Source organism: Chryseobacterium sp. 2P, assembly GCF_059579425.1.
The window spans coordinates 284,569-300,056 of the sequence record NZ_CM184194.1 but is presented as its reverse complement, the minus strand read 5'-3'; the positions used below and the strand labels follow the sequence as shown (position 1 = coordinate 300,056).

The following is a 15,488-nucleotide window of genomic DNA, read 5'->3' as shown; positions in this document are numbered from 1 at the left end:
TTTTTTATTTATAAATTTCTTTTAAAAATGATTAAAAAAGCAATATTCATAATTCTCTGCTCTACCTTATTTTTAAATGCTCAAATAAAAGATACTATAGAGCATCATAATCTTTCTTTACACTTTAATAAACACAATGATCTTTATAAAGTTATAAACACACAGAACAATAAAGAGTTTAATGGTTGGGGATGGTACGAAAATGAAGAATCTTATAAAATATTTAATTATTATTTCCATAACAGATTAGTGTACCGCGACATTCGGGATCTTAATAATAAAATCATCCGCAGAGAATATCCTTTAAAAAATCAAAACAAATTGACAGTACATGAATTTTATGAAAACAATACGAGCCTGATTAAAAAGAAATATTCCATTAGTTTTATTTTTAATGATGAAGATATGCTTGAAAAGAAAAATGGAGAATATTGTGAATATTATAAGAATGGAAAAATAAAAACAAAAGGTCAATACAAAGACGATAAAAAGACAGGTAAATGGACTTCTTTTGATGAAAATGGAAAAATGCTTTAATTAGTCAATACACTGAATCGATTTTAAACTTAGTCTTGTATTTTTTATTTACTTTTGAGTATAATTTATTCATTAATGAAAAACTTTTTAACCGCAGTTGTTTTAGCCGCTTTTGCTGTTTCATGCTCCAAAAAAGAAGCAACTTCTACTTCCGATAAGACTGATAGTATAAAAATCATCGATTCCATTAACGCGGCGAGAACAAAAATCAACGACAGCATAAAATCCAAAAATCATTTTAAAGATTTCAGCGGATCTCATAAATTCACCCATAATTCAATTAAAAATTCAGGTTCTGTAAATTTCAAAAAAATTGATGGCGAAAGAGACCATTACGACGTTTCAGGAAATATCAGCTCCGGAAAAAACACCGTAGAAATAAAAGGATTTATGGCAGTTGTTTCAGACAAACACATGAATTTTACAGGAGAAATTACAGAAAGTATTTCGGCAAACGACAACGGAAAACCTTATACCAGAAAAGGAACAAAAACTTTCATGTCAAAGGACGGCGGAAAAACATACCGACTTCAGGATATGGTAAATGGTTCGGGATTTGTTGAATATATTGACATCCACTTTTAATTACTGAAATATGTTGAACTTCGAGAGAAAAGGAAACGGAAAAGAAACTTTGGTTCTGCTTCACGGCTTTATGGAAAATCTTTCTATCTGGAGCGATATGGAGCCTCATCTTTCCGACAATTTTTCATTGTTAAAAATAGATCTTCCCGGTCATGGACAATCTGAAATCATTGCGGAAGTTCAGACGATGGAACTGATGGCGGAAGAGGTAAAAAAAGTTTTGGATCATGAAAATATAACCAAAATTCACTTACTCGGACATTCGATGGGAGGTTACATTTCTCTGGCTTTCGCAGAAAAATATCCTGAATACCTGAAAAGTTTAACTTTATTTTTCTCCACGTATTTTCCTGATGATGCTGAGAAGAAAGAACAACGCATCAAAAGTTACCGCATCATTAAAGATGCTTTCGCACATTACGCAAGAGCGGGAGTTCCGAATCTGTTCAATCCGAACGAGAAAGACATTCTGGAAGGAAAAATAGAAACCGCTCTGGAAGTTGCCCTTTCTACGAATAATCTCGGAGCATTGGCTTCCGTAAAAGGAATGGTGGAACGAACGGACAAAAAGCATATTATGGAAAATCTTGAGGCAAAAATTTTGGTTCTTGCCGGAAAGCACGATAATGCAGTGAAAACCGAAACCATGATTAAACATCTTCCCGACCGCACCAACATTAAATCCTACATTCTTGATTGCGGACACAACGGACATTGGGAAAAGCCAAAAATCTGTGCAGAGATCATCAATACGGAGCTTCTTCACAATATGCCGAAACATTTGGTCTTTTAATATGCTGGATTTTTTCTCTTTCAAAAAAAAGAAACCCGTCATCGGTCTGACTCTTTCAGGCGGAGGAATGCGCGGAATTGCTCACATTGCGGTTTTAAAGGCTTTGGAAGAGTATGATCTGAAACCGGACATTATTTCAGGAACCAGTGCAGGATCAATTGTAGGAGCGTTTTATTCTTTCGGGAAATCTCCGGATGAAATGATGGAAATCGTAAAACAGACAACTTTTTTTTCGAGGTCTTATCTTAAACTTTCCAAAAACGGAATTTTCAGCTCGAAATTTATTCTGAAACTCTTCACCGATCATTTTCCGGAAGATGATTTTAACATTTTAAAAATTCCTCTGTATGTTGCCGCCACTGAAATGACGCACGGAATTGTAGATTTTTTCTCGGAAGGTAAACTTTTCATCCCGTTATTAGCTTCTTCGAGCGTTCCTTTTGTTTTGCCTCCGGTGAAAATTGGCGAAAAAATTTATGTAGACGGTGGTGTTTTAGACAATCTTCCGATTGAACCCATTGTAGACAAATGCGATTTTCTGATTGCTTCGCACGTTAATTCTATCAGTTATGACAGTCTTGAAAGAATGAGCTTAATGAAAGAATTTGACCGGATTTTACACTTGGCGATCGCAAAATCCGTGTATTCCAAAGCTAAGACCTGTGATATTTTTCTTGATCCTCCGAAAATGACGAAATTCAGTCTTTTCAACAAAAAATTTTTAGATATTATGTTTCAGGAAGTTTATGAATACACTTGTAAAGAACTTGAGGAAAAAGGATATTCGAGAGGTTAGAGTTGAGGGTTTTAGAGTCTTAGAGTTATAGCGTTGAGAGTTTTTAGAATGTGAATGAGTTTTATTGCGAACAGAATGAATGTCTGCAAAAACGTAGTTCAGGAGCGAAGAATCCATCTCTTCAGAAGAAGATTTAAATTGTGCGTTGATTATTTTTCAGGAATTTAAAATCAATAAAATCCAGATTCTTTACCCGACTTTATTTCTTTCTGAATAAAAAATATATGCAGCTTTCTCAGCCTAAACCTTAAACTTAACCTCAATCTCAGCCTAAACCTAAATCAAACTTACAAACTCTCCTCTCCTTCTATTTTCACTTTAAATGTTTCAATAGTTCCCTGCAAAGATTCGTAAGATTTTCCTCCGGCTGCATTGATGTGACCTCCTCCATTGAAATATTTTCTTGAGAATTGATTCACATCCATATCATCCTTACTTCTGAAAGAAATTTTAATAAAATCTTCATACAGATCTTCCATAAAGAATGCTGCCATTTTCACACCTAAAATACTCAGTCCGTAATTAACAAAACCTTCCGTATCGCCTTTCTGGAAGCCATATTCCTTCAGTTCTTCCCTTGTTAAATAAAGAACAGCTACTTTTCCGTCTTTTACCACTTCTATTCTTCCTAAAATCAGGGCTAATAAATGAAGACGGGAAACAGTATTCGTATCCCATGTATTGGAGGTAATCATAGCGGGATCTGCTCCGTGTTCGATGAGATTGGCAATAATCCTGTGTGTGGTTGCACTGGTAGAACGGAATCTGAAACCTCCTGTATCCGTCATAATTCCGGTATAAAGACATTCTGCAATATCGTTATTCACCAGATTTTCATCATTCATCGCTTCTATGAAATGATAAACCATCTGACAGGTCGCAGGAATTACGGTATCGGAATAAACAAAATCAAATTTCTCAGGCTGCTGATGATGGTCGATAAGAATCTTTTTTGCTCTGGAATTCGTAAGCCAGTCTCCCAAAATCCCGATTCTGGAAGGTGCATTGAAATCCAGACAGAAAATAACATCTGCTTCATAAATAAGATCAGAAGCTACTTTTCTTTTGTAGTCTGCAATCAGCACTTTTTTTGCTTCCGGCATCCATTTCAGAAACTTAGGAAAATCGTTCGGAACGATAACCTCTGCATGAATTCCTTTTGCTTTCAGATAATGTTTTAAACCAAGGCTGGAACCAATAGCATCGCCATCCGGATTATAATGGGTAAGAATTACAATTTTATGCTCCGGAGTAAGTAACTTGTTGATTTCTAAAAGTTCTGCTGGTGTAAACATCATGATGTTTATTTTTTCTTTAAATTTGAGTTTCCAAAGATAGAGCTTTTAAACAAATCATTGTGCATTATTTTATAATATCGGGAAAGTAGGCATCCCGTCGGCATTTGCAAAGAATGCATGAAAAAACAGTGTAATTTTTAAAAAAAAAGATTTGTAAAGTTTGCAACTTTTAAAAAATTCCATATCTTTGCAACCTGAAAATTAATAGATAATTACGATTTAAACATATAGTAATGAGTAAAAGAACATTCCAGCCATCAGAAAGAAAAAGAAGAAACAAACACGGTTTCAGAGAAAGAATGTCTACGCCAAATGGAAGAAGAGTTTTGGCTGCGAGAAGAGCTAAAGGCAGAAAGAGTTTAACTGTAAGTGCTTCACGCGCTAAGAGATAATCTTTTTATTATCATATACAAATCATGCTTGAAAAGTAGTTTTTCAGGCATTTTTTGTTGTTAAATTTTCCCAAAATTTAGATTATTTATTCTTCTTTTTCCTATTTTTAAAATCTGAAAAAATTTTAAGAAAAAGTACTTTAAAACTGAATTATGCCACATACAAATATCGCCGGAGACAATATCATCAGCTTACAGCACGCGAAGATTGCCCAAAAAAACTTCACGGTTCTTTCTGATGTGAATCTGAACATCAAAAAAGGAAGATTCTGCTACCTTATCGGAAAAACAGGTTCCGGAAAAAGTTCCCTGCTGAAAACTTTGTACGGGCATATTCCTTTAGCTTCCGGACACGGCGCAGTGGTAGGTTTCGATCTTGCCAAACTGAGAGCTTCCGATGTTCCGAACCTGAGAAGAAAATTAGGAATTGTTTTTCAGGATTTCCAATTGCTTTCTGACAGAACGGTTGAAAAAAACCTGAAATTCGTACTGGAAGCAACAGGATGGAGCGATAAGACAAAAATGGAAGACCGAATTAACGAAGTTCTTGGCAGCGTAAATATGAAAAGCAAGAAGCACAAAATGCCGCACGAACTTTCAGGAGGGGAACAACAGCGTATTGCCATCGCAAGAGCGCTTCTGAATCATCCGGATCTTATTCTTGCGGATGAGCCTACAGGAAACCTTGACCCGGAAACGTCCAATGAAATCATGACTTTACTGAAGCAGGTTGCGCTTGAAAACGGAGCGGCTGTTGTTATGGCAACACACGATTATCATATGATCCAGAATTTTCCGGGTGAAGCCATAAGATGTGAAGACGGAAAAGTTTCCGTACTTGATACAGCAGAGTTATTTGAGTAAAATTTAACCATTAAGGACATTTAAGAAGTTAAGCTTATTTAAAAAATCGATTAAATTTAAATTATTGATTTCAAAATAAGGATTACTTAATATTCTTAACTCCTTAACAAACGGCTTAATGGTTAAAAATAGGTTTTATTTTCTAAAAACATGAAACTCTTTAGTGAGTTCAAGATATTGGTCCGAGTATTGTCTCGGACTTTTTTCTATAGTAAATTCGAGTTCTTCGAACGATTGCTCGTTTAAAGAAAATTCAAGAATCAGTCTTTTTGTTTTTGAGTTCTCAATGCCTTTAATGTTGATTTTTTTAATTAAAAAAAGCTGATTTTCATTCGCAATCTGAATAAAAGCGTTTCCGGCTTCAACAGGAATAACGACTGAAAATATTCCTTTTTCCGTTAGCAAAGAAGACGATTTTGAAATGAGCTGTCGGAAATTCAATTCAACGGTCTGCCTTGCGATTTTATCCTTTTCTGAGTCGGAAACTTCAAAATACGGCGGATTGGAAACAATGAGATCAAATTTTTCTTCGGATTCAAAATATTTAAAATCCTGATGAATATTTTCTAATCTTAAAGCAAAAGGTGAATTTTCAAAATTAAGCTTGGTGAGATGCGCCGCTTCTTCATTGATTTCAATTCCTAAAAATCTGGTATCTTTATTTCTTTGCGCTAACATCATCGAAATTAATCCGGTTCCTGTTCCGACTTCCAACACTTTGGAAGCATTCTCAACATCCGCTAAAGCCCCCAGCAAAACGCCGTCTGTTCCTACGCGAAAGACATTTTTAGACTGCTGAATTTCAAATTGTCTGAATGTAAAAGGTTTCACTATAAATTAGTCGGTAATGTGATGGTAAATGTCGATCCTTTTCCGACTTCGGATTTTACGGTAATTTCTCCTTTATAATCTTCCACCATTTTTCTTACCATGGAAAGACCAAGTCCCATTCCGCTGTTTTTTGAGGTGAAATTCGGCTCAAAAATCCTTTCGTAAATATTTTCCGGAATTCCGATTCCGTTGTCCTGAACAGAGATCATTACACGCCTTTGATGTTGTTCCAGATCTACATTGATGATTAATTTTCGCTCTTCACTTTCCGCCTGTCTTGCATTCGTTACAAGATTGGTAATGATTCTGGACAAATAGATTCTGTCCATATTAATCATGATATTGCTTTTATTGGAATGCATGAAAATACTATCATCATTAAAAACACGGAGAATATCTTCCACCTCAGTGTTCAGATTGATGATTTCATTGTTTTTTTCAGGAAGTTTGGCAAATTCCGAGAATGCAGAAGCTACGGTTGCAATCAAATCGATCTGATCGACCATGGTTTTGCTCATCTGTTTTACTCTTTCTCTGATATTCGGATCCTCGGGATCAAATTTTCTTTCAAAATTCTGAATGGTCAATTTCATTGGAGTTAAAGGATTTTTCACCTCATGCGCAACCTGTTTTGCCATTTCTCTCCATGCTTCTTCCGAAGCTTTAAAACGAAGCCTCTCTTTCTGATCCTGAATCTGGAGAATCATTCTGTTATATGCTCTTGCCAAAGCATTCAGTTCATCGTTTTTATAGTAACGGATCGGACGCATTTCATTTTCAAACAATGTAATGCGGGTAATCATATCCGAGAATTTCGTAATATTTTTTGCTAAACTGTTAGACATCACCCAACTAAACCACACACTGAACAAAATCAATAAAACATCTACAAGAACAATATACTTTACATAAACGTTTAAGACATCAAAATAAGCCGCTTCATCATGATAAAGCGGAATGTAAACTATACCTATAGGTTCTAAATCATTATTTTTCAACAATAAATACGAGGAAGTGAGTACTGCATCTTTTTTAGCATCATAACCTTTGGTATCAACTCGTGCTTTTGTGGCTAAAATCTTGTTGATGATGTTAATAGGAACCATTTTTTGTTCAATATGGTTACCTTCCCGATTAGACAAAATATAATTTCCTTTGAGATCATATATATAGATATCATGATGATTAATATCACCAATCTCATAAATTTTAGTTCCCAGAACTTTCTTCAGATCATCGGTTTTTACACGTACTCTGCTCAGTTCATAATCCAGATAACTCATTACAGTACCTGTCTTGTTCTGCATATCAATCTCACTCTGTTTCTCATAATTTTCTTTCAAAACAAAGTAAGGCACCAGCGAAGAAGCGACAACACTTAAAAGGCAAACCAACAGGAAACCGAAAAAAACCCGGTTCCTTAAGCTATATCCTTTATACACATTAATTGACATCCGCTATTTTTTAATTAACCTAGCAATATACTTACCAATTATATCAAATTCCAGATTAACTTTATCTCCAATTTTTAAATATTTCATATTTGTGAATTCCCATGTATACGGAATGATCGCTACAGAAAACTCCTTATCTTCACTTTTTGCCACGGTTAAACTTATTCCGTTTACTGTAATTGAGCCCTGCGGAACAGTTACAAAACTACCATTATCTTCATACTTCATCGTGATAAAATAACTTCCGTCTTTATTCTCAATATTCACCACTTCTCCGGTTTTATCTACGTGTCCCTGAACAATATGCCCGTCCAGTCTTCCGTCCATTTTCATGCAGCGTTCAAGGTTCACTACGGTTCCTTCCTGCCATTTTCCAAGATTTGTTTTTTCTAAAGTTTCATTGATGGCGGTTACAACATATCGGTCTCCATCGATTTTCACAACCGTAAGACAACATCCGTTGTGTGCAAGACTCTGGTCTATTTTCAATTCGTTGGTAAACGGGCATGTTAAGGTAAAATCTATATTGCTTCCGTTTTCTTCGATCTTCTCAATTACTCCAACTGCTTCAATAATTCCTGTGAACATATTATTTTTTGCTAAATTTGTAAAATTATAATGTTCAAAGATAATCAAAATGAGCCCAAAAAACCATAAAGTACGAGTAGGAATTTCAATCGGAGATTTCAACGGCATCGGTCCCGAAATCATCATGAAATCTCTTTCAGACAAAACCATTACGGATTTTTTCACTCCTGTAATTTTTGGTTCGGGAAAATTATTTACCTATCAGAAAAATATTTTTAAGTTAAATTTAAATTTTAACTACATCAACGAAGCTTCACAGGCACATGCAGGAAAACTGAATATGGTAAATCTGGTGAAGGAAAATTCGATGGTAGAACTGGGAACACCTACGGAAGAATCTACCAAAATGGCGATCGATTCTCTGGAAGCGGCTACCGAAGCTTTACTGAAAGGGGAAATCGATGTTTTGGTTACAGCACCCATCAATAAAGATGAAATGGTGAAAATGGGCTTTAAACACGCTGGTCACACAGGATATTTTGAAGAGAAATTCAATAAAAAAGGATTGATGTTTCTGGTAACGGAAGATCTGAAGGTGGCAGTTTCAACGCATCATATTCCGATTGCACAGGTTGCGGAGAATATTTCCAAGGAAAAAATTAAAAAACAGATCAGAGTTTTAAACCAGACTTTAATTGAAGATTTTAATATTACCAGACCTAAAATTGCCGTTCTGGGCTTAAATCCTCACGCTGGAGACGGCGGAGTGATCGGAAAAGAAGAAATTGAAGTTATTGCTCCGGCAATTAAGGAACTTTCAGACAACGGAATTCTTGCTTTCGGGCCTTTTCCGGCAGACAGTTTTTTCCAGCCCGGAAAATATAAAAGTTTCGATGCTGTACTAGCGATGTATCATGATCAAGGACTAGCTCCGTTTAAAACTCTGGCTTATGAAGAAGGGGTAAATTATACCGCAGGACTCCCGTTCATCAGAACCTCTCCGGATCATGGAACAGCTTATGATATTGCAGGAAAAAATGTTGCTGATGCACAAAGTTTTACGGAAGCTATTTTCACTGCCATTAAAATTTTCAGAAACAGAACGGAATACAATGAACTGATGGGCAATCGTCTGCAGCCAAGAAAAATAGCAGTAGACAACGGAATAGATGAAGATCTACCGGATGAAACTGAAGGATAAATCTTTAATAAAGATTTTAAATTAATTTGTTAGAAATTTTATTTGTTATTATAAAAAAATTGCATATTTTTGCACACTCATTTTATGGACAAGTTAAGAAACTATGACGTAAGCTTTTCCGGGTTAAAAACCGGCAAGCACGAGTTCAGGTTTGAGATAGATAAAGAGTTCTTTCAATTATTTGACACTGAACAGGAATTTACAGATCCTAAAATTACAGTGGATGTTTTATTAGACAAGCATTCTACTTTTTTAGAATTTGAGATCAAGGTAAAGGGAACAGTAGAACTGGTTTGTGATATTTCGAATGAAAATTTCGATCATCCTATCGAAAACCAGATCAAAGTTTTGGTAAAGTTTGGCGAAGAGTATGATGACAGTGAAGAAGACGTAATCACCATTCCGACTTCAGATCATGCATTTAACATCGCACAACTGATTTACGAAAACGTAGCCCTTTCTATTCCGATGAAAAAGATTTCTCCGAATGTAAGTGATGATGATCTTGCCATTCTGGAAAAGTTCAGTCCAAAAGAAAGTCAGGAAGAGGAAGAACATGAAAGCGATCCGAGATGGGACGCACTGAAAAATTTGAAGAATAAAAATTAAATAGTTTAATGATGAGATGATGAATCTCATCGCTCATCAATTAAAAAAGTTATTACAAAATGGCACATCCAAAGAGAAGACAGTCGTCTACAAGAAGAGATAAGAGAAGAACTCACTACAAAGCTGTAGTTCCTCAATTAGCTAAAGATGCAACAACAGGAGAGCTTCACCTATACCACAGAGCTCACTGGCATGAAGGAAAACTTTACTACAGAGGTAAAGTAGTATTGGAAAAAGAAGTAGCATCTACTGAAGAAAACTAAGAGTCGCTTTTCCTCGAAAAACACTCATTTTAATACAAAAACCGCCCAATTTTGATAAAATTTGGCGGTTTTTTGTTGTTTTTTATGTTTTTTTGGTATCTTTGGAACAAAATCAAATATCAATTTTATGGACATTAAAGACATCCAAAATCTTATCAAGTTTGTATCTAAGGCAGAAGTTTCTGAAGTAAAATACAAAACTAAAGATTTCGAAATCACTATTAAAACTCCATTGGCTGGAAGCGAAGTTGCTTATGCTCAACCTGCGGTTTACCACACAGCTCCTCAACAAGTAGCGGCTGCTCCTGCACCTGCTGCAACTCCTGCTGCTGCACCTGCTGCAAGTACAGAAGCTGCATCTGATGACAGCAAATACGTGACCATTAAGTCTCCAATGATCGGAACTTTCTACAGAAAGCCATCTCCGGACAAAGACGTGTTCGTAAATGTTGGTGATGAGGTTTCTAACGGAAAAGTTGTTTGCGTTATCGAGGCAATGAAGTTATTCAACCAGATCGAATCTGAGGTAAGCGGAAAAATCGTTAAAATTTTAGTAGACGATGCAACTCCTGTAGAATACGACCAACCTTTATTCTTAGTAGATCCATCTTAAGGAATTTTAGATTACAGATTATAAATTTTAGATGAATCCTTTTCATTTAAAATAATTTAAAATTCAAAATTTATAATTTAAAATTTCGGAGAGATGTTCAAAAAAATATTAATAGCCAATCGTGGCGAAATTGCAATGCGTATTTTACGTACTTGTAAAGAAATGGGAATCAAGACCGTTGCGGTATATTCTACTGCAGATAAAGACAGTCTTCACGTAAGATTTGCTGATGAAGCGGTTTGTATTGGTCCTGCAATGAGCAAAGATTCCTATCTTAAAATCCCTAACATTATTGCTGCTGCGGAAATTACCAATGCAGACGCAATTCACCCAGGTTACGGTTTCTTATCTGAAAACGCTAACTTCTCCAGAATCTGTCAAAAGAACGGTATTAAATTCATCGGTGCGACTCCTGAACAAATTGAAAAAATGGGAGACAAAGCAAACGCTAAGGCAACCATGAAAGCTGCAGGGGTACCTTGCGTACCGGGTTCTGACGGTTTGATCGAGTCTTATGAAATCGCTGCTAAAACTGCTGAGGAAATTGGTTATCCGGTGATGATCAAAGCAACTGCAGGTGGTGGCGGAAAAGGGATGAGAGCCGTTTGGAAAGCGGAAGACCTTAAAGACCACTGGGAATCTGCGATTCAGGAAGCTGTAGCGGCATTCGGAAACGGAGGAATGTACATGGAAAAACTGATCGAAGAGCCAAGACATATCGAAATTCAGGTTGCGGGAGACCAGTTTGGTAAAGCTTGTCACCTTTCTGAAAGAGACTGTTCGGTTCAGAGAAGAAATCAGAAACTTACGGAAGAAACTCCTTCTCCTTTCATGACGGACGAACTTCGTGAAAAAATGGGAGAAGCTGCTGTAAAAGCTGCAGAATTCATTGGATATGAAGGTGTAGGAACTATAGAATTCCTTGTAGACAAGCACAGAAATTTCTATTTCATGGAAATGAATACAAGAATTCAGGTAGAGCACCCTATCACTGAACAGGTTATCGATTATGACCTGATCAGAGAACAGATTCTTCTGGCTGCAGGAACTCCGATTTCAGGAATCAATTATTATCCGAAATTACACTCAATTGAGTGCAGAATTAATGCGGAAGATCCTTACATGGATTTCAGACCTTCTCCGGGGAAAATCACAGGATTAAATATTCCTGGAGGACACGGAGTAAGAGTGGATACGCACGTTTATTCAGGATATACAATTCCTTCTAACTATGATTCTATGATTGCAAAACTAATCACAACGGCTCAGACGCGTGAAGAAGCTATTGCAAAAATGAGAAGAGCACTGGAGGAATTTTATATTGAGGGTGTAAAAACAACAATTCCTTTCCACAGACAACTGATGGATAATGAGGATTACCTTTCAGGAAACTATACTACAAAATTCATGGAGGATTTTGTGATGGACAGAAAATATGATAATCACTAAGATTGATTATTTAAAATATTTGAACCGCCTCATTTTTGGGGCGGTTTTTTATTAAAATCAAAACGAAAAGATATTTAAACTGTAATTGACAAGTGATTGGAATAATAATTTCCAAAACAATCTGTTCTGTCATTAAAATGTACTTTTCCCACGAAATTTTTCAGTAGAAGATTTCTGTTTATTCATATCAATTATAATGTTTAAATTTGTACAAAACCTAAATTTATGTCAACAGTAGAAACAGTAAAAGACTCACAATATTTCATTGATCTTGAAGACCGACACGGAGCCCATAACTACCACCCTCTTCCGGTTGTTTTAGATAAGGGAGAAGGTGTTTTTGTCTGGGATGTGGAAGGAAAGAAATACTACGATTTCCTTTCTGCCTATTCTGCTGTGAACCAAGGTCATTCTCATCCGAAAATTGTAGGAGCTTTAGTTGAGCAGGCTCAGAAACTGGCTTTAACGTCAAGAGCTTTTTACAATTCGAAATTGGGGGAATACGAAAAAAAGATTACTACCCTATTTGGTTTTGATAAAGTTTTACCGATGAATTCCGGTGCTGAAGCAGTGGAAACGGCGGTAAAATTAGCCAGAAAATGGAGTTATGAAGTAAAAGGGATTTCTGAAAATGCTGCAAAAATTGTAGTTTGTGAAAATAATTTTCATGGAAGAACCACAACGATTGTTTCGTTCTCTAATGATCCTGATGCGAACCAGAATTACGGCCCGTTTACTCCAGGATTTATTAAAATTCCTTACAACGACCTTGAAGCTTTAGAAGAAGTTTTGAACAGAGAAGCAGGAAATATTGCTGCATTTTTGGTAGAGCCTATTCAGGGTGAAGCAGGAGTATATGTTCCGAATGACGGATTTTTAAAGAATGCTTCTGAATTGTGTAAAAAGCATAATGTTCTTTTTATTGCCGATGAAGTTCAGACAGGAATTGCAAGAACAGGGAGGTTAATCGCATGTCATCACGAAGATGTACAACCTGATATTTTAATTTTAGGAAAAGCTCTTTCCGGCGGAATGTATCCTGTTTCAGCAGTTTTAGCAGATAATGAGATCATGAATGTGATTAAACCGGGACAGCACGGCTCTACGTTTGGAGGAAACCCAATTGCTTGTGCAGTTGCTGTTGCCGCTTTAGATGTTGTTGAAGAAGAAAAGCTTTCTGAAAGAGCGGAAGAACTGGGAAAATTATTCCGTTCCGAAGTTGAAAAGATTATTGAAAAAACAGACCTCATTACAAAGATTAGAGGAAAAGGGTTGCTGAATGCCATTTTAATTAACGATACTCCGGAAAGTTCCACGGCATGGAATCTTTGTCTGAAGCTAAAAGAAAACGGACTTCTTGCAAAACCAACTCACGGAAATATCATCCGTTTGGCACCGCCTTTGGTGATCACAGAAGAGCAATTGCTGGATTGTGTGAAAATTATTGAAAAAACTATTTTAGAATAGACCTATTTTGGTAGAAATTATTATTCCGATATACAAAAAAACACCTGATGCAGACGATCTGATTTCGATAAATCAGGCATTTCATGTTTTAAAAAATCACAAAATTACCTTTATTCATCCCAAAAGTTTGGATGTGAGCAATTATGAAATGTTCACTTCCAGATTTTTGGCGTTTGACGATGTTTATTTTAAAAACATCCATGGCTACAACCGTCTTATGCTGAGTGTAGATTTCTACAACAGCTTTTCGGAAAAATATTTACTGATTTACCAGACTGACTGTTTCGTGTTTAAAGACGAGCTTCTGGATTGGTGCAGGAAAGACTTTGATTATATCGGTGCTCCCTGGATCAGAAGTTCTGAGAAGATACCATTGCTTAAGCTTATTTCGGACAGAGGTTTGGCAAAATTAAAAGCTTTCATCAATTTTAAAGGCAACTCAAAATGGCAGAAAGATAAATCTCTGTTGTACAATAAGGTAGGAAACGGTGGATTATCTTTAAGAAAGAGAGAAAAATTTATCGAAACTTTACAAAAGCTTTCTGAAGCTAAAGAAGTATATCTGAGGGAAGAAAATTCATGTGAATTTTATGCTGAAGATGTATTTTTCAGCATAGAGCCGGAAAGAAATGGAATTAATTTTTCTAAACCAGACTATAAAGAAGCGTGTGGATTTTCTATTGAAAACAAGCAGCAGAAAGCACTGAAGATCAATAACGGCAGGCTTCCTTTTGGCTGCCACCGATGGAATAAAGAACGAGAATTCTGGAAACCTTACTTCTCTAAAGCAGGATATTCTATATAAAGCATGAATAACTTCAATGATAAAAGCATCATATTAGCAGTTCCGGATCATTTCGGACTTCCTCAGGTTTTTAAAGAAAATCTTGAGTTTTTGGGCTTTACAGTCTATCTGGTGAAGCACGATAATTCCAAGATCAAACTTAAAACCAAAGATTCTCTTATTCATCTTTATAAAAAAACGTTTAGTAAGAATAAAACTCATAAAGCCATAATCACCGCACTGGAAAAAGAAAGTCCACAAATTACTTTTCTTGACGGAATTGAATCTGCAGATTATGCTTTGGTAGTAAGACCTGATCTTTTCAGTGAAAATGTGCTTCAAAAAATCAAATCTAAAAGCAATCATACCGTTGGTTATCAATGGGATGGAATGAAGCGATTTCCGTTGGCTGAAAATATGATTCCTTATTTTAATCGTTTTTTTGTTTTTGACAGTAACGATGTAAAAAAGTATCCTAATGTACAACCTATTAATAATTTTTACTTCGATTACCTGCATCCGAAAAAAGAAATTAAACAGGATATCTTTTTTGTAGGAACTTTTATGAAAGACCGTATTAATGAATTACTGCAGCTATCTTTAATTTTTAAAAAGATTGGTCTTAAAAGCAGCATTAATATCATATGCAGCAAATCAAAGTATTATAAAAAGTATAGTGACTTTCCTGTCCATTTCACAAAATCAGGGATGGATTTTAAAGACAGTATCCTGAACACGCAGCAATCCAACGTGATATTAGATTTTCAGAATTCCATGCACAACGGAGTTTCATTCAGGGTTTTTGAAGCGGTCGGTTATCAGAAAAAACTGATTACCAACAATCCTTTGGTGAAAAATTATGATTTTTATAATCCTAATAATATCTTTGTATTCTCGAATGAAAACATTCATGAGGCAGAACATTTTTTAAAACAGGATTTCGTGGAACTTCCCAGTGAAATAAGAGAAAAATATTCTTTCACTGAGTGGATAAAGCATATTCTGAATAGTAATTAAAAAAGAT

18 protein-coding genes are annotated in these 15,488 nt (G+C 35.8%); 14 read left to right on the top strand and 4 right to left on the bottom strand.

Going from position 1 to position 15,488, the window contains the following annotated elements:
• The first annotated feature begins 27 nt into the window (after window positions 1-27).
• The 4 genes from AC52CF_RS01395 to AC52CF_RS01380 all read left to right on the top strand — a co-directional run bounded on the left by AC52CF_RS01395 (window position 28) and on the right by AC52CF_RS01380 (window position 2,711).
• Window positions 28-537, top strand: coding sequence for a toxin-antitoxin system YwqK family antitoxin (locus AC52CF_RS01395; protein WP_214587408.1), 510 nt, complete (start codon window positions 28-30; stop codon window positions 535-537).
• Window positions 538-612: 75 nt separating this feature from the next.
• On the top strand, window positions 613-1,122 hold the full coding sequence (locus AC52CF_RS01390) for a hypothetical protein (protein WP_214587409.1): 510 nt from the start codon (window positions 613-615) through the stop codon (window positions 1,120-1,122).
• Between the two features lie 10 nt (window positions 1,123-1,132).
• Entirely contained in the window at window positions 1,133-1,915 is a 783-nt protein-coding gene (locus tag AC52CF_RS01385) for an alpha/beta fold hydrolase (RefSeq protein WP_214587410.1), read from the top strand.
• Window position 1,916: 1 nt separating this feature from the next.
• Complete coding sequence (locus AC52CF_RS01380; RefSeq protein ID WP_235131730.1) at window positions 1,917-2,711, top strand: patatin-like phospholipase family protein; 795 nt, start codon at window positions 1,917-1,919, stop codon at window positions 2,709-2,711.
• Window positions 2,712-2,998: 287 nt separating this feature from the next.
• Here the strand turns inward: AC52CF_RS01380 and AC52CF_RS01375 are convergent, their stop codons facing one another.
• Window positions 2,999-4,006, bottom strand: a complete 1,008-nt coding sequence (locus AC52CF_RS01375; RefSeq protein WP_214591148.1) for a DHH family phosphoesterase — start codon at window positions 4,004-4,006, stop codon at window positions 2,999-3,001.
• A 236-nt stretch (window positions 4,007-4,242) separates the two neighbouring features.
• On the opposite strand from AC52CF_RS01375, the gene rpmH reads away from it, so the two are divergent.
• The gene (rpmH, locus tag AC52CF_RS01370; RefSeq protein WP_007843334.1) at window positions 4,243-4,401 is read left to right on the top strand and encodes a 50S ribosomal protein L34; all 159 of its coding nucleotides are present in this window, start codon (window positions 4,243-4,245) and stop codon (window positions 4,399-4,401) included.
• Window positions 4,402-4,554: 153 nt separating this feature from the next.
• Entirely contained in the window at window positions 4,555-5,265 is a 711-nt protein-coding gene (locus AC52CF_RS01365; protein ID WP_214587411.1) for a cell division ATP-binding protein FtsE, read from the top strand.
• A gap of 135 nt (window positions 5,266-5,400) precedes the next feature.
• Here the strand turns inward: AC52CF_RS01365 and AC52CF_RS01360 are convergent, their stop codons facing one another.
• From AC52CF_RS01360 to AC52CF_RS01350, 3 genes are read right to left on the bottom strand one after another with little or no spacing between them, the layout of a single operon-like run.
• Window positions 5,401-6,096 carry a tRNA1(Val) (adenine(37)-N6)-methyltransferase gene (locus AC52CF_RS01360; RefSeq protein ID WP_214587412.1) on the bottom strand — a complete coding sequence of 232 codons (696 nt, stop codon included), beginning with the start codon at window positions 6,094-6,096 and terminating at the stop codon, window positions 5,401-5,403.
• The gene (locus AC52CF_RS01355) at window positions 6,096-7,550 is read right to left on the bottom strand and encodes a sensor histidine kinase (RefSeq protein ID WP_214587413.1); all 1,455 of its coding nucleotides are present in this window, start codon (window positions 7,548-7,550) and stop codon (window positions 6,096-6,098) included. Before AC52CF_RS01355 ends, AC52CF_RS01360 begins: the two co-directional genes overlap by 1 nt.
• 3 nt (window positions 7,551-7,553) lie before the next feature.
• Entirely contained in the window at window positions 7,554-8,138 is a 585-nt protein-coding gene (locus AC52CF_RS01350; RefSeq protein WP_214587414.1) for a riboflavin synthase, read from the bottom strand.
• A gap of 49 nt (window positions 8,139-8,187) precedes the next feature.
• Between AC52CF_RS01350 and pdxA the strand changes: the two genes are divergently transcribed.
• From pdxA to AC52CF_RS01310, 8 genes are all read left to right on the top strand, one after another.
• The gene (pdxA, locus tag AC52CF_RS01345) at window positions 8,188-9,279 is read left to right on the top strand and encodes a 4-hydroxythreonine-4-phosphate dehydrogenase PdxA (RefSeq protein ID WP_214587415.1); all 1,092 of its coding nucleotides are present in this window, start codon (window positions 8,188-8,190) and stop codon (window positions 9,277-9,279) included.
• An 84-nt stretch (window positions 9,280-9,363) separates the two neighbouring features.
• Window positions 9,364-9,888 (top strand): YceD family protein, encoded by a 525-nt coding sequence (locus tag AC52CF_RS01340; RefSeq protein WP_214587416.1) that lies wholly within the window; start codon window positions 9,364-9,366, stop codon window positions 9,886-9,888.
• A 59-nt stretch (window positions 9,889-9,947) separates the two neighbouring features.
• A complete protein-coding gene (gene rpmF / locus AC52CF_RS01335; protein ID WP_076390581.1) occupies window positions 9,948-10,151 on the top strand; it encodes a 50S ribosomal protein L32 in 204 nt (67 codons plus the stop codon).
• Window positions 10,152-10,278: 127 nt separating this feature from the next.
• Complete coding sequence (gene accB, locus AC52CF_RS01330; protein ID WP_116098646.1) at window positions 10,279-10,764, top strand: acetyl-CoA carboxylase biotin carboxyl carrier protein; 486 nt, start codon at window positions 10,279-10,281, stop codon at window positions 10,762-10,764.
• Window positions 10,765-10,857: 93 nt separating this feature from the next.
• Entirely contained in the window at window positions 10,858-12,213 is a 1,356-nt protein-coding gene (accC, locus tag AC52CF_RS01325) for an acetyl-CoA carboxylase biotin carboxylase subunit (RefSeq protein ID WP_214587417.1), read from the top strand.
• A gap of 225 nt (window positions 12,214-12,438) precedes the next feature.
• Complete coding sequence (rocD, locus tag AC52CF_RS01320; protein ID WP_214587418.1) at window positions 12,439-13,680, top strand: ornithine--oxo-acid transaminase; 1,242 nt, start codon at window positions 12,439-12,441, stop codon at window positions 13,678-13,680.
• A 7-nt stretch (window positions 13,681-13,687) separates the two neighbouring features.
• Window positions 13,688-14,485, top strand: a complete 798-nt coding sequence (locus tag AC52CF_RS01315) for a DUF5672 family protein (RefSeq protein WP_290265621.1) — start codon at window positions 13,688-13,690, stop codon at window positions 14,483-14,485.
• A 3-nt stretch (window positions 14,486-14,488) separates the two neighbouring features.
• Entirely contained in the window at window positions 14,489-15,481 is a 993-nt protein-coding gene (locus AC52CF_RS01310; RefSeq protein ID WP_214587420.1) for a WaaS/CpsH family glycosyltransferase, read from the top strand.
• The last annotated feature ends 7 nt before the right edge of the window (window positions 15,482-15,488 follow it).

What these genes read in the sequence shown, in the direction of transcription:
- AC52CF_RS01310 (WP_214587420.1), top strand. Translation starts at nt 14,489, where the DNA reads ATGAATAACTTCAATGATAAAAGCATCATATTAGCAGTTCCGGATCAT.
- AC52CF_RS01395 (WP_214587408.1), top strand. Translation starts at nt 28, where the DNA reads ATGATTAAAAAAGCAATATTCATAATTCTCTGCTCTACCTTATTTTTA.
- AC52CF_RS01365 (WP_214587411.1), top strand. Translation starts at nt 4,555, where the DNA reads ATGCCACATACAAATATCGCCGGAGACAATATCATCAGCTTACAGCAC.
- AC52CF_RS01355 (WP_214587413.1), bottom strand. Translation starts at nt 7,550, where the DNA reads ATGTCAATTAATGTGTATAAAGGATATAGCTTAAGGAACCGGGTTTTT.
- AC52CF_RS01390 (WP_214587409.1), top strand. Translation starts at nt 613, where the DNA reads ATGAAAAACTTTTTAACCGCAGTTGTTTTAGCCGCTTTTGCTGTTTCA.
- AC52CF_RS01340 (WP_214587416.1), top strand. Translation starts at nt 9,364, where the DNA reads ATGGACAAGTTAAGAAACTATGACGTAAGCTTTTCCGGGTTAAAAACC.
- rpmF (WP_076390581.1), top strand. Translation starts at nt 9,948, where the DNA reads ATGGCACATCCAAAGAGAAGACAGTCGTCTACAAGAAGAGATAAGAGA.
- rocD (WP_214587418.1), top strand. Translation starts at nt 12,439, where the DNA reads ATGTCAACAGTAGAAACAGTAAAAGACTCACAATATTTCATTGATCTT.
- AC52CF_RS01350 (WP_214587414.1), bottom strand. Translation starts at nt 8,138, where the DNA reads ATGTTCACAGGAATTATTGAAGCAGTTGGAGTAATTGAGAAGATCGAA.
- accC (WP_214587417.1), top strand. Translation starts at nt 10,858, where the DNA reads ATGTTCAAAAAAATATTAATAGCCAATCGTGGCGAAATTGCAATGCGT.
- pdxA (WP_214587415.1), top strand. Translation starts at nt 8,188, where the DNA reads ATGAGCCCAAAAAACCATAAAGTACGAGTAGGAATTTCAATCGGAGAT.
- rpmH (WP_007843334.1), top strand. Translation starts at nt 4,243, where the DNA reads ATGAGTAAAAGAACATTCCAGCCATCAGAAAGAAAAAGAAGAAACAAA.
- AC52CF_RS01380 (WP_235131730.1), top strand. Translation starts at nt 1,917, where the DNA reads ATGCTGGATTTTTTCTCTTTCAAAAAAAAGAAACCCGTCATCGGTCTG.
- AC52CF_RS01375 (WP_214591148.1), bottom strand. Translation starts at nt 4,006, where the DNA reads ATGTTTACACCAGCAGAACTTTTAGAAATCAACAAGTTACTTACTCCG.
- accB (WP_116098646.1), top strand. Translation starts at nt 10,279, where the DNA reads ATGGACATTAAAGACATCCAAAATCTTATCAAGTTTGTATCTAAGGCA.
- AC52CF_RS01385 (WP_214587410.1), top strand. Translation starts at nt 1,133, where the DNA reads ATGTTGAACTTCGAGAGAAAAGGAAACGGAAAAGAAACTTTGGTTCTG.